Origin of the sequence: Frigoribacterium sp. NBH87 (assembly GCF_014217665.1) — a bacterium.
In the GTDB taxonomy this organism is placed as follows: Bacteria; Actinomycetota; Actinomycetes; order Actinomycetales; family Microbacteriaceae; genus Frigoribacterium; species Frigoribacterium endophyticum.
Genome location: NZ_CP043650.1, coordinates 440,466 through 462,465, shown reverse-complemented (window position 1 = coordinate 462,465; position 22,000 = coordinate 440,466). Strand labels below are relative to the sequence as shown.

The following is a 22,000-nucleotide window of genomic DNA, read 5'->3' as shown; positions in this document are numbered from 1 at the left end:
CGCCTCCGTCGTCGTGTCGGTCAGGCCAGGGCGGGGCGTGGCTCGCGCGGGATGCGGACGGCGGCCAGCGAGGCCGCCGCCAGTAGGAGCGCCGCTACGCCGAACGCGACGGGGAACGACGCCACGTCGACGAGCAGGCCCGCCACCAGGGGCCCGGCGATGGCCCCGACGTCGGAGCACATCGAGAAGATCGCGACCGGCCGGCCGCCGCGGGCGCCCGCGGCGTCGCCGACGAGGGCCGCCGGAGCCGTGCCCATGAAGGCCGTCGCCACGCCGTAGACGGCGAGGAGGGCGCCGAGCACGACGACGTGCGAGGCGAACGGAACCGCGGCGAGGCTGACGGCGGCGACCGCGAAGGAGCCGATCACGGCGGGGCGTCGCCCGACGGTGTCGACGAAGCGCGAGGCCGGCGCGAGCGCGACCGTCTGGGCGACGGCCGCGACGGCGAAGAGGACGCCCGTCCAGGCTGTCGGCCCGCGGAGCACCTCGACGACGAGCACGGGCACCAGGGCGCTCCGGACCCCGAGCGACGACCAGCCCTGCGCGAAGTTCGCGATGCAGGCGGCGCGGAACCGCACGTCGGCCAGCACGTCGCGGAGCGGGGTCGGCGGCTCCGCCTTCTCCGCGGCCGCGCCGCGCGGCACCGGCTTGAGCAGCACGACGCCGATCAGCCCGGCCACGGCGAGCGTCGCCGCGTAGAAGAAGAACGGGGCCGTGAGCGAGATCGTGGAGAGCACGCCGCCGATGGCCGGCCCGGCCATGCCCCCGACGAGGAAGCCGCCCTGGTAGAAGCCCACGGCGCGGGCCCGTCGGGTCGGCGGGGTCGACGCGAGCAGGAGGGTCATGGCGGAGATCGTGAACATCGCGGAGCCGATGCCGCCCAGGCCGCGCATCAGCAGGAGCTGGGGGTAGTCGGTGGCGAGGCCCGCGAGGGCGCTCGACAGGGCGACGATGCCGATGCCCACGCTGAGCACCACCCGCTCGCCGGCGAGGTCGAGCAGTCGGCCGACGAAGGGGCTCGCGACGAGGCGCATCAGGGCGAAGGCCGAGAGCACGGCGCCGACGAGCACGTGGTCGACGCCGAAGCTCTGCGCGTAGACGGGCAGCACCGGCACGACCACGCCGAAGCCGACCATGACGAAGAAGGCGATGACGCCGAGCACCACCACGTCGCGCCCGAGCCGCGGGCGGACCGTCGGCCTCGACTCGGCGGTGTCGTCGGCGGAGGCGTCGGCGGCGGTGCCCCGGGCCTCCGCCGGGTCGGAGGCGGCGGCGGGGTCGGTGGGGCGGGGCACGACTCCAGGGTACGGCCGGAGTGTGACGCCGTGTGTCGCGAGGGAGGCGGCCGCGGCCGTCGTCGACCACCATCGAGCCATGACTCGACGCATCCGGTTCAACGCCTTCGACATGAACTGCGTGGGGCACCAGTCCCCCGGGCTCTGGCGGCACCCTGACGACCGCTCGCCCGACTACACGAAGCTCAGCTACTGGACCTCCCTGGCGCGCCTCCTCGAGCGGGGCCGGTTCGACGGGCTGTTCATCGCCGACGTGCTCGGCACGTACGACGTCTACGGCGGCGACCACGACGCGGCCCTCCGCAACGGCACCCAGACGCCGGTGGGCGACCCGATCCTCCTCGTGTCGGCCATGGCCGCCGCGACGGAGCACCTGGGCTTCGGCATCACCGCCGGCACGGCCTACGAGCACCCGTACCCCTTCGCGCGCCGCATGTCGACGCTCGACCACCTCACCGAGGGCCGCGTCGGCTGGAACGTCGTGACCGGCTACCTGCCGAGCGCCGCCCGGAACATGGGCGCCGACGACCAGCTCGACCACGACACGCGCTACGACCAGGCCGACGAGTACCTCGAGGTGCTCTACAAGCTCTGGGAGGGCTCGTGGGAGGACGACGCCGTCGTCCGCGACCGCGAGACCGGCGTGTTCACCGACCCGAGCAAGGTGCACGACATCGGGCACGAGGGGACGTACTACAAGGTGCCCGGCATCCACGTCGCCGAGCCGAGCCCGCAGCGCACGCCGGTCATCTACCAGGCCGGCGCGTCGCCCCGGGGCATCGCCTTCGCGGCGGGCAACGCCGAGTCGATCTTCGTCGCGGCGCCGACGAAGGAGCGCCTCGCCGCGACCGTGACGAAGCTCCGCGACGCCCTCGAGGCGGCCGGGCGCGACCGGTACTCGGCGCGCATCTACACGCTGCTCACGATCATCACGGACGCGACGCCGGAGGCCGCGCGGGCGAAGCACGAGGAGTACCGCCGGTACGCCTCGCACGAGGGCGCCCTGACGCTGATGTCGGGCTGGATGGGCGTCGACCTGTCGAGCTACTCCCTGGACGACCCGGTCGGCGACGTCGAGAGCAACGCCATCCAGTCGGCGCTCGCGAACTTCCAGGCCCAGGAGGGCGACACCGGGAAGGAGTGGACGATCCGCGACATCGCCGAGGCAGCGGGCATCGGCGGGCTCGGGCCGCGCATCGTGGGGTCGGGCGAGGAGATCGCTGACCAGCTGCAGGAGTGGGTCGCCGAGACCGACGTCGACGGCTTCAACCTGGCCTACGCGATCACGCCCGGCACCTTCGAGGACATCGTCGAGCACGTCGTCCCCGTGCTCCAGGCGCGGGGCGTCTACCCGACCGAGTACGAGCCGGGCACTCTCCGCCAGAAGCTCTTCGGCCGGGGCGACCGGCTGCCCGCGGAGCACCACGGGTCGCGCTACAAGGTGGGGTCGCGAGCCGCCGCGGAGTGAGGCAGGGGCCCTCGGGAGGCGCGGTGCGGGACGTCCTGCACCGCGCCTCCGGCGTTGTCCCCCACATCGTTACACTCCGGTCGCCGCCCCTCCGGCCCACCCCCTCCTGACCGGGGCTTCTCCGACACTCGTTCGGTAACGACGACGCCGTCCGCACCCCGTCGGCGGCGCCCGTCACCGTGACAGCGACGGGCGTCGTGGTTATGGTCGTAGTCGTCCGCCCGGCTCAGCCGGGCGTTCGTGTGAACGGGACGACTACTGGTGACGAGGGGCGAGACGACATGGCGTGGGACTACGTGAGCGACAGGTGGGACCAGATCTGGTTCGCCTCCTGGCAGCACCTCTCGCTCGTGGTGCAGTGCCTCCTGCTCGCCGTGGTGATCGCCGTGACGGTGGCCGCCCTCGTGCACCGCGTGCCGTGGCTGCGCGGCCTCGCCAACGGCGTCTCGGCGGTCGGCCTCACGCTGCCCTCGTTCGCGGTCGTCGGCCTGCTCATCGCCCCGGTCGGCTTCGGCGTCCTGCCGACCGTCATCGTCGTGACGTTCTTCGCGACGCTGCCGATCCTCCGGAACGCCGTCGTGGGCCTCACCGAGGTCGACGACGCGATCGTGGAGTCGGCGCGCGGCATCGGCATGGGCCGGTTCCGCACGCTCGTCCAGGTGCAGCTGCCCCTGGCCTGGCCGATCATCCTCACCGGCGTGCGCGTCAGCGCCCAGATGGTGATGGGCATCGCGGCCGTGGCGGCGTACGCCCTCGGCCCCGGCCTCGGCGGCTTCATCTTCTCCGGGCTCTCCCGGCTCGGCGGCGCGAACGCGCTCGCCTCCGTGGTCACCGGGGTGGTGGGCGTCGTCGTCCTCGCCCTCGTGCTCGACCTCCTCCTCGTCGGCCTCGGCCGCCTGACCATCCCGAGAGGCATCCGTGTCCAGAACTGACTCCCCCGCCGCCGCGACCGCCGACTCCGGCGTCTCCGGCCGCAGCATCCTCCTCGACACCGTCACGAAGCGCTACCCGGGGCAGTCCGCCCCCGCGGTCGACGGCATCACGCTCGAGATCCCGGCCGGCAAGATCGTCATGCTCGTCGGCCCGTCGGGCTGCGGCAAGACGACGACGCTGAAGATGATCAACCGCCTCATCGAGCCGACCGAGGGCCGCATCGTCCTCGGCGACGACGACGTGACGAGCATCGACGGCGACGAGCTGCGCCGGCGCATCGGCTACGTGATCCAGGCCGGCGGGCTCTTCCCGCACATGACGGTCGCGGCCAACATCGCCATCGTGCCGAAGATGCTGGGCTGGAGCAGGGAGCGCGTGGCCGCGCGCGTCGACGAGCTGCTCGAGCTCGTGTCGCTCGACCCCGACACCTACCGCGACCGCTACCCGAAGGAGCTCTCCGGCGGCCAGCAGCAGCGCGTCGGCGTGGCCCGTGCCCTCGCGGCCGACCCGCCCGTGCTCCTCATGGACGAGCCCTTCGGCGCGGTCGACCCGATCACGCGGCAGCGCCTCCAGGACGAGCTGCTGCGGATCCAGGAGGAGCTGCAGAAGACCATCGTCATCGTCACGCACGACTTCGACGAGGCCGTGAAGCTCGGCGACTGGATCGTGATCTTCTCCGAGGGTGCCCACATCGTGCAGTACGACACCCCCGAGCGGATCCTCGCCGAGCCCGCGAACGAGTTCGTCGAGAACTTCATCGGCTCCGGGGCGGGTCTCAAGCAGCTGACCCTCGCCCGCGTGGGCGACGTCGACCTGGCGGAGGCGGTGGTCGCGCGCCCCGGGGAGCCCGGTGTCGAGGTCGTCGCCCGCGTCGAGGCCGCCGGGCACGCGCACGCCGTCGTCGTCGACGAGCGCGACCGGCCCGTGAGCTGGCCCTCCCTGAGGCAGCTGCGGCGGGTCGACGTCGTCCCGGCGACGCCCGACGCCGACCTGCCCGTGGTCGGCAGCGGCGCCACCCTCAACGACGCGCTCGACACGATGCTCGTCTCGAGCGCGGGGGCGGCCCTCGTCACCGGTCGTCGTGACGCGTTCGTCGGCGTCATCACCGTGGAGGTCGTCATGGACGCCATCACCCGGGCCAGGAAGGCCGCGGCGATCGCCGCGACCGACGCGCCGGTCGGCACGAACACCGGGCCGCTCTCCGTCCTCCCCGAGCCGGTCGCCGGGGGCACCGGCAGCGGCAGGGGCTCGGCCGGGTCGGAGACCGACGTGGCCGCCCCGCGGGACGTCGCGTGAGCGCCGCCGTGGAGCCCGCCGTGGCCGCCCCGGCCCGGCCGGAGCGACGTCGCCCCGCCCGCCCGGGGCTGCTCGGCCTCGTCGTCCAGCCGGTCGCCGTGCTCCTCGCCCTCGGGGCGTTCGTCGTGTGGCTCACGACCGCCGACCTCACCACGGCGGAGCGCACGACGCTGAACCCCTCCGACCTCCTCGGCTACACCGGCGAGCACCTGGCGCTGACCTTCGTCTCGGCCGTGATCGTGCTCGTGATCGCCGTGCCGCTCGGCGTCGTGCTGACCCGCGGGCCGTTCCGCCGGGTCTCGGGCCCGATCCTGGCCATCGCGAACTTCGGCCAGGCCGCGCCGGCCATCGGCCTCGTCGTGCTCCTGGCGTTCTGGCTGGGCTTCTCGTTCTGGGCCGCCGTGGTCGCGCTCGTCCTCTACGCGATGCTGCCCGTGCTCCGCAACACGATGATCGGGCTGCAGAGCGTCGACGGCCGTCTGGTCGAGGCGGGCCGCGGCATGGGCATGTCGTCGCTCGCCGTGCTGTTCCGGGTCGAGCTGCCCCTGGCCGTCCCGGTCATGCTCTCGGGCATCCGGACGGCGCTCGTCCTGCTGGTCGGCTCCGCCGCCCTCGCCACCTTCATCGGCGCCGGCGGCCTCGGCCTGCTGATCACGACCGGCGTCAACCTCTTCCTGCCCCGGGTCCTCGTCTCGGGCGCCCTGCTGATCGCCCTCCTGGCGCTCCTGATCGACTGGCTCGGCCGCGTCGTCGAGCACGTCGCCCGTCCGAAGGGACTCTGATGACGACCACCGCGACCCCGCGCCGCCGACTGCGCCGCGCCTCCCTCACGGCCCTCGTGGCCGCCTCCTCGACGGCCCTCCTCGCCGGCTGCGGCCTGCAGCCGGCCACCGCCTTCGTGCCCGCCGTCGCGCCGGGCTCGATCGAGGCGATCGAAGGGCTGCCCGACGACGCCTCGCTGACCGTCACGACGAAGAACTTCACCGAGCAGCTCATCCTCGGCAAGATCGCCGTCCTCGCCGCGAAGGCGGCGGGGTTCGACGTCACCGACATGACGAACGTGCCCGGCAGCGTGGCCGTGCGCCAGCTGATGCTCGACGGCGACGCCGACATGACCTACGAGTACACCGGCACGGCGTGGCTCACCTACCTCGGCGAGGCGGCGGGGATCCCCGACCAGGAGGAGCAGTACTTCGCCGTGCGCGACGCGGACGTGGCGAACGGCCTCGTGTGGCTCCCGCCGGCTCCGCTGAACAACACGTACGCGATGGCCGTCCGCTCGGAGGCGGTGCCCGAGCTGGGCGACGTCGACTCGCTGAGCGACATCGCGGCCCTGCCCGTCGAGCAGCGGACCTTCTGCGTCGAGGCCGAGTTCAACTCGCGGGCCGACGGCTTCGCGCCGATGCTCGAGCGCTACGGCCTGGAGCTGGGCGCGGCCGACGGCGTGCCGACGAGCAACGTCAGCATCCTCGACACGGGCACCGTCTACGAGGCCACGGACCGTGGTCGCTGCAACTTCGGCGAGGTGTTCACCACCGACGGCCGCATCGACTCGCTCGACCTCGCGGTGCTCGACGACGACCAGGGCTTCTTCCCCGCGTACAACGTCGCGCCCGTCTTCTCGGCGGAGGCGCTGGAGGAGACCCCGGAGCTCGCCGACGTGTTCGACGCCATCTCGCCGTCGCTCACGGACGAGGAGCTCCGGACCCTCAACCGCCGCGTGGACGTGGAGGGCGAGGAGCCCGCCGACGTGGCCTTCGACTGGATGGTCGAGAAGGGCTTCGTCACGCGGCCCTGAGGCCGACCGCGTCGCCGGGGAGGGACCGCGCCGTCCCTCCCCAGGGGGCTCCCGCCCGGGCCGGAGGGGCCGGGCTGGGGAGAACGGCAGTGTCGGCCTGCTCCCCCGCGAGGCTGTGCCCATGACCGACACCGCCAGCCCCGCCCTCGACCTCCACCGGCCCCTCCGGACGACGCCCGACCTGCACCGTCTGCTCACGCACTTCTTCCCGGTGGCCATCCGGCGTCAGCTCTGGACCCTCTTCCTCGACGCCGCCGACGCCCCGCTGCCGGTCGTCGTGCCCCTGGAGGGCATCCCGCTCCGGCCCGCCGCCGAGGCCGTGGGCCGGTGGGCGGACGCCGTCGAGGCCGTGGCGCGCGAGTTCGGGGCGTCGCGCGTGGTCTTCGTCGTCGAGCGGACCGGGAGCCGCGCGGTCAGGGCCTCCGACACTGCGTGGCGGGACGCCCTGCTCCGGAGCCTCGACGACCGCCCCTGCGGCGTCCGTGCGGTCGCGACCTGCACCGACGACGGGGTCGACGTGCTGACCGACGTCGGAGCGTCCGAGACGGCCCCGACGGGCGTGCCCGCCCCGGCGTCGGCGATGGCGGCCCTCGCCGTCGCGCCCGCCGGTCAGGCGTCGCCGAGCCGCCGGGCGGCCTCGGAGCGCGTGGCGGTCCGCTGACCGCGGTCGCGGTCCAGGTGCCGCCACCACGCCGCCTCGGCGAGCTCGGCGGCCGTGTAGACCCCCAGCGACTCGTCGCCGGCCCGGTCGACCGACCACCGGGTCAGGCGCCAGCCACCGCCGAACCTCTCGACGACGGCTTCGGGAGGCGCCTCCGGCGAGGCACGGACGAGCAGTCGGTCGTCGTCGGCGCGGTCGAGCATCCTCCGATGCTACCGACGCGGCCGGTCAGGCGAGCGCGATCGGGAAGAGCGACCGCGGGTCCTGCGCGAGGGCGGGTCGGGGCAGCTCGGACCGGCTGAGCGAGGAGTCGTCGAAGGCGACCCGGCGCAGGAGCACGGGCGCCCGGTCGTCGTCGAGGGCCGAGACGACCTCCCCCACCACGCGACCACGGCGGAACGACTGCTGTGCGCGATCCGGCACGAGCAGCTCGGACCCGTCGGGAAGGGTCGTGAAGCGCTCGACCTGGGCCTGCCAGACGGCACCGACCTTGCCGCGGGGCGACGACTCGGCGAGGGTCACGACGCCGGCGTCGACCCAGTCGTCGTGCTGCCGGGCGGTGAGCGGCCTGACGACCCAGGCTCGGCGCTCGGCCGTCAGCGCCGGCTCGTCCGACGGGAGCGGCGCCGCCGGGTCGGCCGGGGGCCACACGTAGTCGAGGTCGTCGGGCACGTCGGGGAACCGCGCGCGGTACCAGTCGGGCTGCTTCTGCACGAGCTTCGAGCGGTGGCTGCGGTGCACCGACTCGTCACCGAGCCACGGGGGCAGCTCGAGCGACGCGAACGGGACGCCGTCGACCTCGGGGGCGAACTCCGCGATCTGCGGCCGGACGGTGTCGGCGTGGCCCTGGGCGAGCCACTCGTCGGTGATGGCGAGGGAGTACGAGGTCAGGGCGGGCAGGTGGCCGCGCCACATGGCGATGGCCGGGTGGCTCTGCCAGCCGTAGCCGGGCAGGGTGACGGCCCGCAGCACCTGCAGCGCCTCGACCCGCTGCTTGCCCAGCCGGGCCTGGTCGAGGCTCCTGGCGGTCTCGACGGGATCGGGCCAGGGGAGGAACGTCTGCACCCGCCCCACGCTAGGCGCGCCCCGGCGAGGGCGGCCGGGTGCGGGTCGGGCAGCGCTACTTGCGGTTGCCGATCCGCCCGCGCAGGACGTCGATGCGCTTCTGGATCTGCTCCGTGCTGGCCTGAGCGACCGCCGGCCCGCCGCTGATCCGGCGGAGGTCGGCGTGGATGAGGCCGTGCGGCTCGGCGGAGTGCCGCGACCAGATCGAGACGAGGCGGCTGAGCTCCTGCCGCTGCTCCTTGATGGTCTGGTACATCGGCCGCGCCTCCTCGACCGGCGCCGTCGTGGGCATGCCGTTCTTGGCCGAGCGCTTGGCCTGCTTCGCCTGGCGCTGCCGCAGCAGTGCTCGCACCTCGTCGGGCTCGAGCAGCCCGGGGATGCCGATGAAGTCGAGCTCCTCCAGGCTGCCGATCTCGCCGCCGGTGCCGAACTCGCCGCCGTCGTAGAGCACGCGGTCGAACGAGGCCTGCGAGTCGAGCGCCTCGAACGGCTGCTGCTCGAGCAGGCTCGAGGCCTTCTCCTCGCGGTTCGCGGCCGCCATCATGTCGTCCTCGGGCGCGAAGATGCCGTCGTCCGCGGTCTCCGGCCGGTCGAGCGCGTGGTCGCGCTCGAGCTCGAGCTGCCCCGCGAGGGCCATCAGGCTGGGCACGCTCGGCAGGAAGATCGACGCGGTCTCACCCCGTCGCCGGGCCCGGACGAACCGGCCGACGACCTGGGCGAAGAAGAGGGGGGTGGAGGCGCTGGTCGCGTAGACCCCGACCGCGAGCCGCGGGACGTCGACGCCCTCGGACACCATGCGCACCGCGACCATCCAGCGCGCGTCGCCGTCCGAGAACGCCTGGATGCGGTCGGAGGCGGCCTTCTCGTCGGAGAGCACCACGGTGGGCCGCTCACCGGTCAGCTTCTGCAGCACCGCGGCGTACTGCCGGGCGGCGGTGTGGTCGGTCGCGATGACGAGGCCGCCCGCGTCGGGGACGCCTCGGCGGACCTCGGTGAGGCGCTTGTCGGCGGCGGACAGCACGGCGGGGATCCAGTCGCCCTGGGGCGAGAGGGCGGTGCGCCACGCCTGGGCCGTGATGTCCTTCGTGACGGCCTCGCCGAGGGAGGCGCTCATCTCGTCGCCCATCCGGGTGCGCCAGCGCATCTGGCCCGCGTAGGCCATGAAGAGCACGGGCCGCACCACCCCGTCGGCCAGGGCACGGCCGTAGCCGTAGGCGTAGTCGGACTTCGACGTGCGGATGCCGTGCTCGTCGGGGGCGTACGTGACGAACGGGATGGGCGCGGTGTCGGAGCGGAAGGGCGTCCCCGTCAACGACAGCCGGCGGGTCGCCTGGCCGTAGGCCTCGCGGATCCCGTCGCCCCAGCTGAGCGCGTCGCCGCCGTGGTGCACCTCGTCGAGGATGACGAGCGTGCGGCCCGCCGCCGTCATCGCCGCGTGCACCTGCGGGTTCATGCCGACCTGCGCGTAGGTGACGGCGACGCCGTGGTAGTGCCGCCCGAACGTGACGTCGGCGTTCTTGAACATCGGGTCGAGGCGCAGGTTCACCCGGTCGGCCGCGTCGGCCCACTGCCGCTTGAGGTGCTCGGTCGGCGCGACGACCACGACGCGGTCGATCTCGCCGCGCGAGAGCAGCTCAGTGGCGAGCCGCAGGGCGAAGGTCGTCTTGCCGGCGCCGGGGGTGGCCGCCGCGAGGAAGTCGCGGGGCGAGGTCGCGAAGTACTGCTCGAGGGCCTCGGCCTGCCAGGCGCGCAGCTTGCTGGCCGTGCCCCAGGCAGCCCGCTCGGGGAAAGCCGGCGAGAGGTGCTCGGCGGCCGAGTTGCCGGCCGTCGCGCCGACCTCGCCCAGGTCGAGCTCGTCGTGCTGGCCGGTGTCGTCACCCCCGGCCGGGTCGGTTGCGCTAGCTGTGCTCACTCGACCCGATCTTACTCGCCGTGGCCGGGGTGGTCGGGCCGCGGGGCCGGTCGACGGGGCCCGTGGCCCGCGGGCCCGGGCGCGTCGCGGCCCTCGCCGGACGAGGCGCCGCGCCGCGGCGCCCGCGCGTCGGCGCCCGTGTCGGGGCCCGAGAGCCCGTCACGTCGACGCGCGCCGAGGAGGGAGGCCGGGGTGAGCATGGTCGAGCCGAACTTGGCCCGCAGGGCGTCCATCGTCGACTCGGCCTCGCGCCAGCCCGCGTCGTCGTCCCACAGGGCGAGCGAGCCGCCCCCTCCCCCGGCGCCGAGCTGCTCGACGCGGACGCCGACCAGCCGGATGCGCTCGTGCTGCTTGCCCGTGGTCTCGTACACCGAGCGCACCTCGTCGTAGATGCGGCGACCGAGGTCGGTCGGGTCGGCGAGCGTGCGCGACCGGGTGATCGTGGTGAAGTCGGACGTGCGGAGCTTGAGCACGACGGTGCGGCCGCTCAGCCCGGCGTCGCGCAGCCGCGACCCGACGCGGTCGCTGAGCCTCAGCAGCTCGCGGCGGATGACCTCGGGGTCGACGACGTCGGTCGAGAACGTCACCTCGTGCCCGACGCTCTTCTCCTCGGTGCCCGTGGTGACCACACGCGGGTCGCGGCCCCACGCGAGGTCCTGCAGCTTGGCGCCGGCCGCGGGCCCGACGGCCCGGACGAGGGTGTCGAGCGACGCGGTGGCGACGTCGCCGACGGTGCGCAGCCCCAGGTTGCCCAGGACCTCCTCGGTCTTGCCGCCGACGCCCCACAGGGCACTGATCGGTCTGGGGTGCAGGAAGGCGACGGTCTGGTCGTGCGGCACCACGAGGATGCCGTCGGGCTTCGCCACGCTGGAGGCGAGCTTCGCGACGAACTTCGTGGACGCCGCCCCGACGCTGCAGCGCAGGCCCGTCTCGGCGTGCACGCGCCGGCGGAGCTCGGTGCCGATGGCGAACGGAGACCCCATGAGCCGGACGGCGCCGGAGACGTCGAGGAAGGCCTCGTCGATGCCGAGTCGTTCGACCCGCGGCGTGACGTCGTCGAACATCGACATCACCCGACGCGACCAGTACCGGTACTTCTCGAAGTGCGGCTCGAGCACGACGGCCTGGGGGCACCGGCGCAGGGCGATCGCCATCGGCATCGCCGAGTTCACCCCGAACTTGCGGGCCTCGTAGGTGGCGGCCGTGACGACCGAGCGGTCGGACCTCTGGCCGATCACGACCGGCAGGCCCCGGAGATCGGGCCGGTCGAGCAGCTCGACGGAGGCGAAGAAGGCGTCCATGTCGACGTGCAGGATCGGGGCCGACACGTCGTCGGTGGGGACGGTGGTGACCAGCCGCCCGCTGCCGTCCTGTTTGCTCACCCGAGCATCCTCACACGCACCACCGACAGCGTCGGGCGGCGGGCGCCTCCCCGGCTGTCCGGCCGTCGTCCACGACCGGTCCGCCCGGTCGCCCGCGTGGTCAGTGGTCGGGGCCGAGGAGCCAGTTCGCGACCGTCGCGTGGGCGGAGTCCGTGCTCGACGGGTGGAACCGCCCGGCCAGCACGTCGCGCTGCAGCCGCCCCAGCTCGCTCGACGAGCGGAACGACGCCCCGCCCGCGACCGCGACAGCCTGGTCCACGACGGCCCGGGCGGTCTCGGTGACACGGGTCTTGAGCCCGACGACGATCGCCGACCAGGCGGCCCCGTGGTCGACGAGCCCGTCGACGTCGCGGGCCACCGCGTCGACCTGGGGCTCGATGCCCTGGAGCAGCACGGCCGCGTCGGCGACGCGCCAGCGGACCAGCGGGTCGTGGGAGCGCGGAGCGCCGCCGGCCCGGTGCGAGCGCCCGGCGGTCGCGCTCTCGACCGCGAGCTCGACGGCCCGGCGGGCGACGCCGCGGTACACGGCGGCGACGAGGGTCTCGAAGACGGCGAAGATCGCGAAGACCAGCGGGTCGCCGCTCGGCCCGACGGGCAGCACGCGCACCACGCGCTCGGCGGGCACCTCGACGCCCTCGAGGCGGGTGCTGTGGCTCTGCGTCGCCCGCATGCCGATCGTGTCCCAGTCCTCGAGCGACGAGTGGCCGGGCTGGTCGCGGTGGACGAAGCCGTGCACGAGCACGGGGGCCTCGGGGTCCGTGTCGTCGCGCCCGAAGACGCCGAGGCGCGTCCAGACCGGGGAGAGCGAGGTGGACGACTTCACGCCGGTGAAGCGCCAGCCGCCGTCGCCCGTCGGCTCCGCCCGGGTGAGCGAGTCGAAGAGCACGGCGTCGTTGCCCGGCTCGCTGACGCCGAACGCGAAGACCTCGCCCCGGGCCGCGTCGTCGAGCACGAGGTCGAGCGACCGGTCGCCGCGGGCCGCGAGCACCGCGGCGCAGCCCGTCCAGACCAGGTGCATGCCGACGGCCAGCGCGGTGGCCGGGGCGGCGGCGGCGAGGCGGGACTGCGCGGCGGCGACGCGTTCGAGCCCCCAGCCCGCGCCTCCCTGCTCCGGGGGCACGAACGCGCGGAGGTACCCGCGCTCGCGCAGCTCGGCGAGGTCGTCGTGCGGGAAGGTGCCCTCCCGGTCGAGGCCGGCGGCGCGGGCCCGGAAGCGCTCGAGGAGGTCGTCCGGCAGCATGTCCTCGGGGCTCGTCTGCGGGGGGCTCGTCTCCTCGGGGCTCTCCTCCGTGGGGCTGGAGGCGGTCGAGGTCGGCGGGGTGGTCGGGGTCACGGGGTCGAGGCTAGCCACGCGCGGCCCCGGGCGTCAGTCCCTCGGCCCGCCGGAGGGCGGGCGGTAACGTGGAGGCCATGACTCAGCAGCACCCGTGGTCGCGCTACGTAGCGATCGGCGACTCGTTCACGGAGGGCATCGGCGACCCGGAGGAGCGCTCCCCGGGCGGCCACCGGGGCTGGGCCGACCGCGTCGCCGAGGTGCTCGGGGCGTCGACGGAGGACTTCGCCTACGCGAACCTGGCGGTGCGCGGGCGCCTGCTGCAGCAGATCATCGACGAGCAGGCCGAGGCCGCCCTCGCTCTCCGGCCCGACCTGATCTCGGTGTCGGCGGGAGGCAACGACATCATCCGCCCCGGCACCGACCCGGACGCCGTCGCCGCCGGCTTCGAGGGCCTCGTCGAGACGCTGGGGTCGCAGGGAGCCACGGTCGTCGTCTTCACCGGCCCCGACATCGGCCTCACGCCCGTGCTCGGCCGCCTGCGGGGCAAGGTCGCCATCTACAACGAGCACGTGCACGCCATCGCCCTCCGGCACGACGCGGTCGTGGCGGACATGTGGGCCCTCCGTCAGCTCGGCGACCCCCGCATGTGGGCGCCCGACCGTCTGCACTTCAGCCCGCTCGGCCACCACACCATCGCCCGCGCCGTGCTGCAGGCCCTCGCGGTGGAGAACGACCTCGAGCCCTGGCGCACCGAGCCGCTGCCGCCTCGACCGTGGCGGCAGGCTCGGACGGAGGACCGCCGGTGGGCCCGGGAGTACCTCGTGCCGTGGGTCGTCCGGCGCCTCCGCCACCAGTCGTCCGGCGACGGCGTGCAGCCCAAGCGGCCCGAGGCCGCGTCGGTGCTGTACCGCGACGAGCCCTAGCCCGCCGCCAGCACCTCGTCGGGGTGGGTCAGCCGCCACCACGCGTCCGGCTCGGCGAGGGCCCGGTCGAGCACCAGCGGCACGTCGACCTCCTCGTCGCCGATCTGGAACCGCACCCGGCCCACGTCGTCGCCCGCCGCCCCCGTCGTCACCGACTCGGTCTCGATCGAGGCCGTCACCGTCACGTCGCCCCAGACGAGACGGCTCGCGTCCGTCGCGGCGACGGCCTCGGTGCCCGCCCCCCAGGGCAGCTCGTACGACGCCCAGACGTCGCCGGCCGTCGTGGCCGTGACGGTCTGGAACGCGCCGGAGACGCTCGTGAGCAGCCGCTGCACGTCGGCGTCGAGGGAGTCGTGGTCGACGCCGCCGAGCATGACCCCGACGACCGTGACGGGCTCCCCCGCGATCGTGTAGTCGGCGGCGAAGAGCAGGCAGGCGCCGGCCTCGTCGAGGGTGCCCGTCTTGATGCCGACGACGCCGTCGAGCCCGAGCAGCTCGTTCGAGTTCTCGATGACGCCGACGCCCGGCACGGTCGTCGTCGGGGTCGCCACGATCGCGGCGACCTCGGGCTCGGCCAGGGCGATCTCGCCGAGCCGCACGAGGTCGGTCGCCGTGCTCGTGTTCGACGGCGACATGCCGGTCGGCTCGACGAGCGTGGTCGAGGTGAGGCCGTTCTCGGCGAGCCAGGCCGTCGCGGCGGCGACGAAGCCGGCCGTGTCGCCGAACGCCCACCGGGCCAGGGCGTCGGCGTAGTTGTTGGCCGACTCGATCAGCGACACCTGCAGCATCTGCTTCTCGGTCAGCTGCTGGCCGAGGGTCATCGGCGCCACCTTGCCGTCCTGCGACCGGTAGGCCTCGTACAGGGCGACGTCGTCGGCGTCGAGGGTCAGCGACGGACCGTCGCCCCCGTCGAGCGGCCGGGCGTCGAGCACGACGAGGGCGGTGACGACCTTGCTGATGCTCGCGATCGGCAGGGGCGTGGTCGATCCGCTCGTCGTCAGGCTCTCGTCCCACCCGACGGCCTGCACGGCGGTCGCGCCGTAGCTCGGGAACGTCAGCTGGGCCCCCGGCTGGGCCGGCGCCGTCCACTCCGCCGCCGCGGCCGTCGCCGGGGCGAGGGGGGCGAGCAGGACGACGGGCACGTAGACGAGCGCGGCCAGCACGACCACGAGGGCGCCCGCGACCACGGCCCGGACGCCGTGTCGGCGACGTCGGGCCGGTCGGGCGCCGCGGCTCACGCGGCGTCCGCCCCGGCGGCGGAGGCGGGGGCCGGCACGCGCAGGGCCCAGAGCGCCACCGCGCTGGCGGCGGCGACGTTCAGGCTGTCGACCCCGTGCAGCATGGGGATGGTGACCACGCGGTCGGAGGCGCGCAGCGCGGCCGGGCTGAGCCCGTCGCCCTCCGTGCCGAGCACGAGCGCCACCCGCTCCGGGGGCGCCGCGGCGTACTCGTCGAGCGCGACGGCGTCGTCGGAGAGGGCCAGGGCCGCCACCTCGAAGCCGGAGGCGCGGAGCAGGTCCGCGCCCTCGGGCCAGTCGGGCAGGCGCGTCCACGGCACCTGCAGCACCGTCCCCATGCTCACGCGGACGCTCCGGCGGTAGAGCGGGTCGGCGCACCGCGGCGTCACGAGGACGGCGTCGGCCCCGAGCCCCGCCACGGCCCGGAAGATCGCGCCCACGTTCGTGTGGTCGACGATGTCCTCGAGCACCACGACCCGACGAGCGCCCTCGATCACCGACTCGACCGACGGGAGCACGGGCCGGTGCATGGCCGCCAGCGCGCCCCGGTGCAGGTGGTAGCCGGTCAGGGTCTCGAGCAGCGCCGCGTCGCCCACGAAGATCTCGCCGTCGTGGTCGGCGACGAGCGGCTCGATGTCGGCGAGCCAGCGCTCGGTCATCAGCACCGAGCGCGGCAAGTGCCCGGCCCGCAGCGCCCGCTCGATCACCTTCGACGACTCGGCGATGTAGAGGCCGCCCTCGGGCTCGGTGACGCGGCGGAGCGCGACGTCGGTGAGCCTCGCGTAGTCGGCGAGGGCGTCGTGGTCGAGGTCGGTGATGCGGGTGATGCGCACGGCGCTCCAGGGGGCGGCGCCCGGTCGGTCGACCGACGAGGACGGGAGGGGCAGAGACGACGTCTAGGCTAACGTCACGCACCCGAAGGAGCACCGCCCGTGTCGAACGCCACGCCCCCGTCACTCGACGCGGCCGCCCTCGACGAGGCGGTCGCCCTCCTCGGCGGGCGCACGGTCGCCGTGCTGACCGGCGCCGGCGTGAGCACCGACTCCGGCATCCCCGACTACCGGGGCGAGGGCGCCCCGGTGCGCAACCCGATGACCTTCCAGCAGTTCCTGTCGGGCGAGCGCTACCGCAAGCGCTACTGGGCCGGCAGCCACCTCGGCTGGCGGTCGTTCCGCGCGGCGACGCCCAACGAGGGCCACCGCGCCCTGGCGCAGCTCGAGGCGGCCGGCGTCACGAACGGCGTCGTGACGCAGAACGTCGACGCCCTGCACGAGCGGGCGGGCTCCCGTCGCGTGGTCGACCTGCACGGCACCGTCGACCGGGTCGTCTGCCTCACCTGCGGCCAGTCGTTCGCCCGTGACGTGGTCGCCGCCCGCCTCTCCGCGGCGAACCCCTGGCTCGACGAGCCGGAGAGCGTCCGCCTGGCGCCCGACGGCGACGTCGAGGTCGCCGACATCGACGCCTTCATCGTGCCGGAGTGCACCGTGTGCGGGGGCATGCTCAAGCCCGACGTCGTGTTCTTCGGCGAGTTCGTGCCCGTGGAGCGGTTCGCCGAGGCGCGCTCGCTCGTCGTCGGCGCCGACGCGCTGCTCATCGCCGGGTCGTCGCTGGTCGTCAACTCGGGCATCCGCCTGCTCGACCAGGCGACCCGCCGCAAGATGCCGGTCGTCGTGGTGAACCGCGGGGTCACGAAGGGCGACCCCCGGGCCACGGTTAAGATCGACGCGGGCACGTCGGAGACGCTGACGGCCCTGGCGCGCCGCCTCTCCTGACGCGGGCGCCGACCCGGAGGCCACCATGACGCTGCTCTACCTCGTCCGCCACGGCGAGACGGACTGGAACCGCGCCCGGCGCATCCAGGGCGCCACCGACATCCCCCTCAACGACCTCGGCCGCCGTCAGGCCGCCGAGGCGGGCGACCTGCTCGCACGCCGCACCGTCTCCGCCGTCGTCGCCAGCCCGCTGAGCCGCGCCGCCGAGACCGGGGCCATCATCGCCGCGCGTCTCGGGCTGGCCGCCCCCGAGCACGTCGCGGACCTCGCCGAGCGACGCTACGGCGAGGCCGAGGGCCTCACCGGCTCCGAGGTCGAGGAGAGGTTCCCGGCCGGCACCCGCGTGCCCGGGCGAGAGAGCCGTCGCGAGCTGCTCGCCCGCGTGCTCCCCGCCCTCGTCGAGGCCGCGGGTCGGAGCGAGGGAGGCGCGGTGGTCGTCGCGACGCACGGCGCCGTCATCAGGGCGGTCGTCAACCACGTCTCGAGCGACGAGCCCGCGGACCTGGGCGTGCCGATCCGCAACGGGTCGATCCACTCCTTCGAGCTCGTCGAGGGCGGCCTCCAGCTGCGGACCTTCGACGACCCGGTCGAGGAGGAGTCCGAGCGCGCGGGGCGCTACGCCTTCGAGTACCAGAACGCCCTCGAGGGGCCGGCCGACGAGGCCTGAGCGACGAGGCCTGAGCGACGAGGTCTGAGCGACGAGGCCCCGCCGACGACGCCCGACCGACGAGGCCCGCGGCGCCGCGGTCAGAACGGCAGGTCGGTGCTGCCCGGCTCGACGATCAGCAGGCCGGTGACGCGGCCCTGCCCGTCGAACGCCGCACGCCCCGTCCACTCCCCCGCCTCGTGCACGAGGGTCGTCTGCACGACCGTGCCGGTCGAGCGCGACGCCAGGAGGCGGGCGAGGGCGTTCCGGCCGTCGCGCGTCGTGGCCGTCGTGTCGCGCAGGGCGCGCAGGGGGCCGGTCGTGGCCACGACCTGCTTCCACACGCCGTCGAGCCGCTCGGGGGTCAGGGCGCGGGCCGTGCCGGGCGTCATGCGCGACCGCACCGCGGCCACGTCGTCGTCGGCGAGGAGGCGGAAGAGCTCCTCGGTGCGGGCTCCGAGGTCGGTCGGCGTCGCGGTCATGCAGCGATGCTACGAGCCCGCACGGCGAGGCGACATCCGTCGTGCGACGGAGGTCAGCGGCTCGACGACCCGGCCACGCGCTCGAGCAGGTCGAGGAGCACGTCGGCCGACCGGCGCCAGCTGAACCGGTCGGCCTGGCGGCGCGACGCCGCCGACCGCGCCTCCCACTCGCCCTCCAGGCGCCGCACGGCCGCCGCCGCCGAGGCGGGCGACCCCACGTCGAAGAAGAGCGCCGCGTCGCCGCCGATCTCGCGGAAGATCGGGATGTCGCTCACCACCGCGGGCGTGCCGAGGGCCATGCCCTCGACGAGGGGGATGCCGAAGCCCTCGGCGCGGGACGCCGTGACGACCGCCGTGGCCGAGAGCAGCACCTCCCGGTACTCCTCGTCGCTGGCCCCGTCGTGGAAGACGAGCGAGCCGGCCGGGGCGAGCGCGACGAGCGCGGCTCGCTCGCGGTCGGAGACCCGGCTCATCAGGTGGAGGCGTGCGCCGTCGAGCAGCGGCAGGGCGCGCACCAGCGTCGCGACGTCCTTGTAGGGCATGAACGACCCCATGTAGACGAGCTCGCGGCCGGCGGGGCGGCTCCGCTCCGGGGCGGCGTCGACCGGGTCGGCGGCGTTCGTCACGACCGTGACGGGGCGGCGCGTCAGCCCGTGGCGGGCGATCTCGGCCTTCGTCGTCTCGCTCACGGTCACGACCGCGTCGGCCCGGTCGAGCAGCAGCCGCTGCGGCCACCAGGCGAGGTGGTACAGCCGCCAGAGCAGCCGGATCGGCGGCGCGAACTCCGGCGGCGGCGTCCGGTTCGTGTAGTAGATGAGGTCGTGCAGCGTGAGCACGAGTCGGTAGCGACGGCCCCACGAGCCCATCGTCTGCATCGGCGACCAGACCACGTCGGGCCGCAGCCGGTTCACCTGCCGGGCCACGGAGGGCTCCCGCACGCTGGTCGGGTCGCTGACCAGGAGGTGCGGCTGGTCGGGCAGCGACTCGAGCTGCCGTGGGTCGCTGACGAGCATGGTCAGCGGGTGCCGCTCCGCCAGGGCACCGACGACGCCCGCGGTGAAGCGGCTGATGCCGTCGTGGCGCCCCACGCGCACGTACCGGCAGTCGACGACGAGCCTCACGCGAGGAACTCCTCGATCGAGGCGGCCGCCTCGCGGGGCTTCTCGTAGTGGATCAGGTGCCCCACGCCCTCGACCACGACGAGCCGCGCGTCGGGGAAGAGCCCCTGCAGCACGTGCTGCGCCGGCAGCGCCGTGATGTCGTCGCGGTCGGCGGCGACGAGCAGGGTCGGCACGCCGACGTCGGCGGCGTACGTGCTCACGTCGCTCGAGACGGAGGCGCGGAAGGCGTCGAGCACGACGCGGCGGTCGGCGAAGCGCGAGAAGTACGAGTCGTGCTGGTCGTGGATCCAGCGGCGCAGCTCCCGGTCGTGGGTCTTGACCATCGCCAGGCTCGTGATGCGGACGACCGCGGCGTTCCGCAGCACCGACTGGCCCGCCGCCTCCGGCAGTGCCGCGCCGGCCTTGTAGTACGCGACGGCCAGCTGCGTCAGGACCCCACGGGGCCCGGAGAGGGCGGGCGCGGCGATCGGGTTGACCAGGACGAGGCGGGAGGCGCGGAGCCCGCCGGCCACCGCGGCCGACGCCACGATCGAGCCGAACGAGTGCCCCAGCACGACGACGTCCGGCCCCAGCCCCAGCGCCGCCACGAGCTCGCGGAGCCACGCCGCGTAGGCGGCCACGCTGTGCTCGCCGTCGAGCGGCGTCGACTCGCCGAAGCCGGGCAGGTCGGGCATGACGACCCGCACGCCCGTGAGGTGCGCCACGACCGGCTCGAGGCCGTGGTGGTCTCCGCGGAAGCCGTGGACGGCGACGACGGTGACCCGCGCCTCCTCGCCCCCCGGGGGGTCGTACGTCCAGACGTGCGTCTCGCTGCCGGCCACGCGGACGACGTCCTCGCGGACGGGGACGGCGGCGAGCAGGGCCCGGTAGGGCGAGACGACGCGGGGCTCTCGGACGATCACCCGCCGAGTCTACGGAGGCGCGGGTGCCGACGCGCGGGAGAGGGTGCGCGCCGGGGCCCCGTGCGTCCTAGAGTTGGCCGGGTGAGCTTCACTGCCCCGATCCAGCAGCCCGGACTGACCCTCGACCCCCAGTGGCACCGCCGTGCGGTGTTCTACGAGGTGATGGTGCGGTCCTTCGTCGACAGCAACGGCGACGGCGCCGGCGACCTCCAGGGGCTGCTCTCGCGCCTCGACTACCTGCAGTGGCTGGGGGTGGACGCGCTCTGGCTGCCGCCGTTCTTCCAGTCGCCGCTGCGTGACGGCGGCTACGACATCCAGGACTACAAGGCGATCCTCCCCGAGTTCGGCACGCTCGACGAGTTCCGCGACCTGGTGACGAAGGCCCACGAGCGCAACATGCGCATCGTCATCGACATGGTGCTCAACCACACCTCGGACGCCCACGAGTGGTTCCAGCAGTCGCGCGAGGACCCGGACGGCCCGTACGGCGACTTCTACGTCTGGCGCGACACCGACGAGGAGTACAAGAACATCCGCGTCATCTTCGTCGACACCGAGGAGTCCAACTGGACGTTCGACCCGGTGCGGCGCCAGTTCTTCTTCCACCGCTTCTTCTCGCACCAGCCCGACCTGAACTTCGAGAACCCCGCCGTGCAGGAGGCCGTCTTCGACGTCGTCCGCCACTGGCTCTCGCTGGGCGTCGACGGCCTGCGCCTCGACGCCATCCCCTACCTCTTCGAGACGGAGGAGGGCAACGGCGAGGGCGAGCCGGCCACCCACGACTTCATCAAGCGGCTGCGCCGGATGGTCGACGACGAGTTCCCGGGGCGCGTGCTCATCGCCGAGGCCAACCAGTGGCCCGCCGAGACCGCCGCGTTCTTCGGCACGGAGGAGGAGCCCGAGTGCCACATGGCCTTCGACTTCCCCGTCATGCCGCGCATCTTCTACTCGCTGCGCGCGCAGCACGCCCAGGAGCTCACCCGCATCCTCTCCGAGACGACCGAGGTGCCGCCGGGCGCCGCCTGGGCCGTCTTCCTCCGCAACCACGACGAGCTGACCCTCGAGATGGTCAGCGAGGAGTACCGCCAGGCCATGTACGGCTGGTACGCCTACGACCCCCGGATGCGCTCCAACATCGGCATCCGCCGTCGACTCGCGCCCCTGCTCGACAACAGCCGTGCGGAGCTCGAGCTCGTGCACGCCCTGCTCTTCGCCCTGCCCGGCAGCCCGTTCCTCTACTACGGCGACGAGATCGGCATGGGCGACAACATCTGGCTGCCGGACCGCGACTCGTCGCGCACCCCGATGCAGTGGACGCCCGACCGCAACGCCGGCTTCTCCACGGCCGACCCGGGCAAGCTGTTCCTGCCCGTCGTCCAGTCGCTCGTCTACAACTACAACCTCGTGAACGTCGAGTCGCAGCTGGCGCAGTCGCGCTCGCTGCTGCACTGGGTGCGCAACGTCATCCACGTGCGGAAGGCCCACCCGACCTTCGGCCTCGGCACCATGCAGGTCGTCGAGTCCGACCACGAGTCGGTGCTCTCCTTCGTGCGCAGCTACGAGGGCAGCGGCTCGCAGGTCGGCGACCTGCCGGAGGACGTGCTCTGCGTGTTCTCGTTCGCGCACAACCCCGTCTCCGTCACGGTCACGGCACCCGAGTTCGCGGGGCGCACGCTGACCGACCTGTTCGGCGGAGCGCAGTTCCCGTCGTTCGACGAGGAGGGCCGCGTGACGCTGACGCTCGGCACCCAGGCGTTCTTCTGGCTGCACATCGGCGACGTGCCCGTCGTGACGCGCCCGGCTGTCGGTGGCGCCTCCTAGGCTCGGGGC

21 protein-coding genes are annotated in these 22,000 nt (G+C 74.0%); 10 read left to right on the top strand and 11 right to left on the bottom strand.

The window, feature by feature from the left end; translation table 11 throughout:
* Positions 1 to 20: 20 nt before the first annotated feature.
* On the bottom strand, positions 21 to 1,295 hold the full coding sequence (locus F1C15_RS02180; RefSeq protein WP_255465420.1) for an MFS transporter: 1,275 nt from the start codon (positions 1,293 to 1,295) through the stop codon (positions 21 to 23).
* Positions 1,296 to 1,374: 79 nt separating this feature from the next.
* On the opposite strand from F1C15_RS02180, the gene F1C15_RS02175 reads away from it, so the two are divergent.
* The 6 genes from F1C15_RS02175 (at position 1,375) to F1C15_RS02150 (ending at position 7,451) form a co-directional block, all read left to right on the top strand.
* Positions 1,375 to 2,763 carry an LLM class flavin-dependent oxidoreductase gene (locus tag F1C15_RS02175; RefSeq protein ID WP_185232713.1) on the top strand — a complete coding sequence of 463 codons (1,389 nt, stop codon included), beginning with the start codon at positions 1,375 to 1,377 and terminating at the stop codon, positions 2,761 to 2,763.
* Between the two features lie 281 nt (positions 2,764 to 3,044).
* Complete coding sequence (locus F1C15_RS02170; protein WP_056054917.1) at positions 3,045 to 3,695, top strand: ABC transporter permease; 651 nt, start codon at positions 3,045 to 3,047, stop codon at positions 3,693 to 3,695.
* Positions 3,682 to 4,992 (top strand): ABC transporter ATP-binding protein, encoded by a 1,311-nt coding sequence (locus F1C15_RS02165; RefSeq protein ID WP_082514363.1) that lies wholly within the window; start codon positions 3,682 to 3,684, stop codon positions 4,990 to 4,992. The genes F1C15_RS02170 and F1C15_RS02165 overlap by 14 nt, the downstream gene beginning before the upstream one ends.
* 20 nt (positions 4,993 to 5,012) lie before the next feature.
* On the top strand, positions 5,013 to 5,774 hold the full coding sequence (locus F1C15_RS02160; RefSeq protein ID WP_370543623.1) for an ABC transporter permease: 762 nt from the start codon (positions 5,013 to 5,015) through the stop codon (positions 5,772 to 5,774).
* Complete coding sequence (locus tag F1C15_RS02155) at positions 5,774 to 6,790, top strand: glycine betaine ABC transporter substrate-binding protein (protein WP_185232711.1); 1,017 nt, start codon at positions 5,774 to 5,776, stop codon at positions 6,788 to 6,790. The genes F1C15_RS02160 and F1C15_RS02155 overlap by 1 nt, the downstream gene beginning before the upstream one ends.
* A gap of 121 nt (positions 6,791 to 6,911) precedes the next feature.
* Positions 6,912 to 7,451: a hypothetical protein gene (locus F1C15_RS02150; RefSeq protein WP_185232710.1), complete on the top strand. Its 540-nt coding sequence runs from the start codon at positions 6,912 to 6,914 to the stop codon at positions 7,449 to 7,451.
* On the opposite strand, the gene F1C15_RS02145 is transcribed toward F1C15_RS02150, so the two are convergent.
* The 5 genes from F1C15_RS02145 to F1C15_RS02125 form a co-directional block, all read right to left on the bottom strand.
* On the bottom strand, positions 7,400 to 7,654 hold the full coding sequence (locus F1C15_RS02145; protein WP_185232709.1) for a hypothetical protein: 255 nt from the start codon (positions 7,652 to 7,654) through the stop codon (positions 7,400 to 7,402). The genes F1C15_RS02150 and F1C15_RS02145 overlap by 52 nt on opposite strands.
* Before the next feature lie 25 nt (positions 7,655 to 7,679).
* Positions 7,680 to 8,516, bottom strand: coding sequence for an MSMEG_6728 family protein (locus F1C15_RS02140; protein WP_255465418.1), 837 nt, complete (start codon positions 8,514 to 8,516; stop codon positions 7,680 to 7,682).
* A gap of 55 nt (positions 8,517 to 8,571) precedes the next feature.
* Positions 8,572 to 10,362: a DEAD/DEAH box helicase gene (locus tag F1C15_RS02135; RefSeq protein WP_056055923.1), complete on the bottom strand. Its 1,791-nt coding sequence runs from the start codon at positions 10,360 to 10,362 to the stop codon at positions 8,572 to 8,574.
* Positions 10,363 to 10,439: 77 nt separating this feature from the next.
* Positions 10,440 to 11,810: a DNA polymerase IV gene (gene dinB, locus F1C15_RS02130; protein ID WP_185232707.1), complete on the bottom strand. Its 1,371-nt coding sequence runs from the start codon at positions 11,808 to 11,810 to the stop codon at positions 10,440 to 10,442.
* Positions 11,811 to 11,910: 100 nt separating this feature from the next.
* On the bottom strand, positions 11,911 to 13,050 hold the full coding sequence (locus F1C15_RS02125; RefSeq protein ID WP_185233973.1) for an acyl-CoA dehydrogenase family protein: 1,140 nt from the start codon (positions 13,048 to 13,050) through the stop codon (positions 11,911 to 11,913).
* A gap of 170 nt (positions 13,051 to 13,220) precedes the next feature.
* On the opposite strand from F1C15_RS02125, the gene F1C15_RS02120 reads away from it, so the two are divergent.
* On the top strand, positions 13,221 to 14,009 hold the full coding sequence (locus F1C15_RS02120) for an SGNH/GDSL hydrolase family protein (RefSeq protein ID WP_056054904.1): 789 nt from the start codon (positions 13,221 to 13,223) through the stop codon (positions 14,007 to 14,009).
* On the opposite strand, the gene F1C15_RS02115 is transcribed toward F1C15_RS02120, so the two are convergent.
* Complete coding sequence (locus F1C15_RS02115) at positions 14,006 to 15,247, bottom strand: D-alanyl-D-alanine carboxypeptidase family protein (protein WP_185232706.1); 1,242 nt, start codon at positions 15,245 to 15,247, stop codon at positions 14,006 to 14,008. The two genes, F1C15_RS02120 and F1C15_RS02115, sit on opposite strands and share 4 nt — an antisense overlap.
* Positions 15,244 to 16,080, bottom strand: coding sequence for an RNA methyltransferase (locus F1C15_RS02110; RefSeq protein WP_185232705.1), 837 nt, complete (start codon positions 16,078 to 16,080; stop codon positions 15,244 to 15,246). The genes F1C15_RS02115 and F1C15_RS02110 overlap by 4 nt, the downstream gene beginning before the upstream one ends.
* Before the next feature lie 99 nt (positions 16,081 to 16,179).
* Here F1C15_RS02110 and F1C15_RS02105 point away from each other — a divergent pair, with 99 nt between their 5' ends.
* On the top strand, positions 16,180 to 17,019 hold the full coding sequence (locus tag F1C15_RS02105; RefSeq protein ID WP_185232704.1) for a Sir2 family NAD-dependent protein deacetylase: 840 nt from the start codon (positions 16,180 to 16,182) through the stop codon (positions 17,017 to 17,019).
* A 25-nt stretch (positions 17,020 to 17,044) separates the two neighbouring features.
* Positions 17,045 to 17,686 carry a histidine phosphatase family protein gene (locus tag F1C15_RS02100; RefSeq protein ID WP_185232702.1) on the top strand — a complete coding sequence of 214 codons (642 nt, stop codon included), beginning with the start codon at positions 17,045 to 17,047 and terminating at the stop codon, positions 17,684 to 17,686.
* 80 nt (positions 17,687 to 17,766) lie between these two features.
* On the opposite strand, the gene F1C15_RS02095 is transcribed toward F1C15_RS02100, so the two are convergent.
* Genes F1C15_RS02095 through F1C15_RS02085 form a run of 3 tightly spaced genes read right to left on the bottom strand, consistent with a single transcriptional unit; the run spans position 17,767 to position 20,170 of the window.
* A complete protein-coding gene (locus F1C15_RS02095; protein WP_056054890.1) occupies positions 17,767 to 18,147 on the bottom strand; it encodes a hypothetical protein in 381 nt (126 codons plus the stop codon).
* A gap of 53 nt (positions 18,148 to 18,200) precedes the next feature.
* A complete protein-coding gene (locus tag F1C15_RS02090; RefSeq protein WP_185232700.1) occupies positions 18,201 to 19,268 on the bottom strand; it encodes a glycosyltransferase family 1 protein in 1,068 nt (355 codons plus the stop codon).
* The gene (locus tag F1C15_RS02085; RefSeq protein ID WP_255465417.1) at positions 19,265 to 20,170 is read right to left on the bottom strand and encodes an alpha/beta fold hydrolase; all 906 of its coding nucleotides are present in this window, start codon (positions 20,168 to 20,170) and stop codon (positions 19,265 to 19,267) included. The genes F1C15_RS02090 and F1C15_RS02085 overlap by 4 nt, the downstream gene beginning before the upstream one ends.
* Before the next feature lie 81 nt (positions 20,171 to 20,251).
* On the opposite strand from F1C15_RS02085, the gene treS reads away from it, so the two are divergent.
* Positions 20,252 to 21,991: a maltose alpha-D-glucosyltransferase gene (gene treS, locus F1C15_RS02080; protein ID WP_056054884.1), complete on the top strand. Its 1,740-nt coding sequence runs from the start codon at positions 20,252 to 20,254 to the stop codon at positions 21,989 to 21,991.
* Positions 21,992 to 22,000 lie beyond the last annotated feature (9 nt).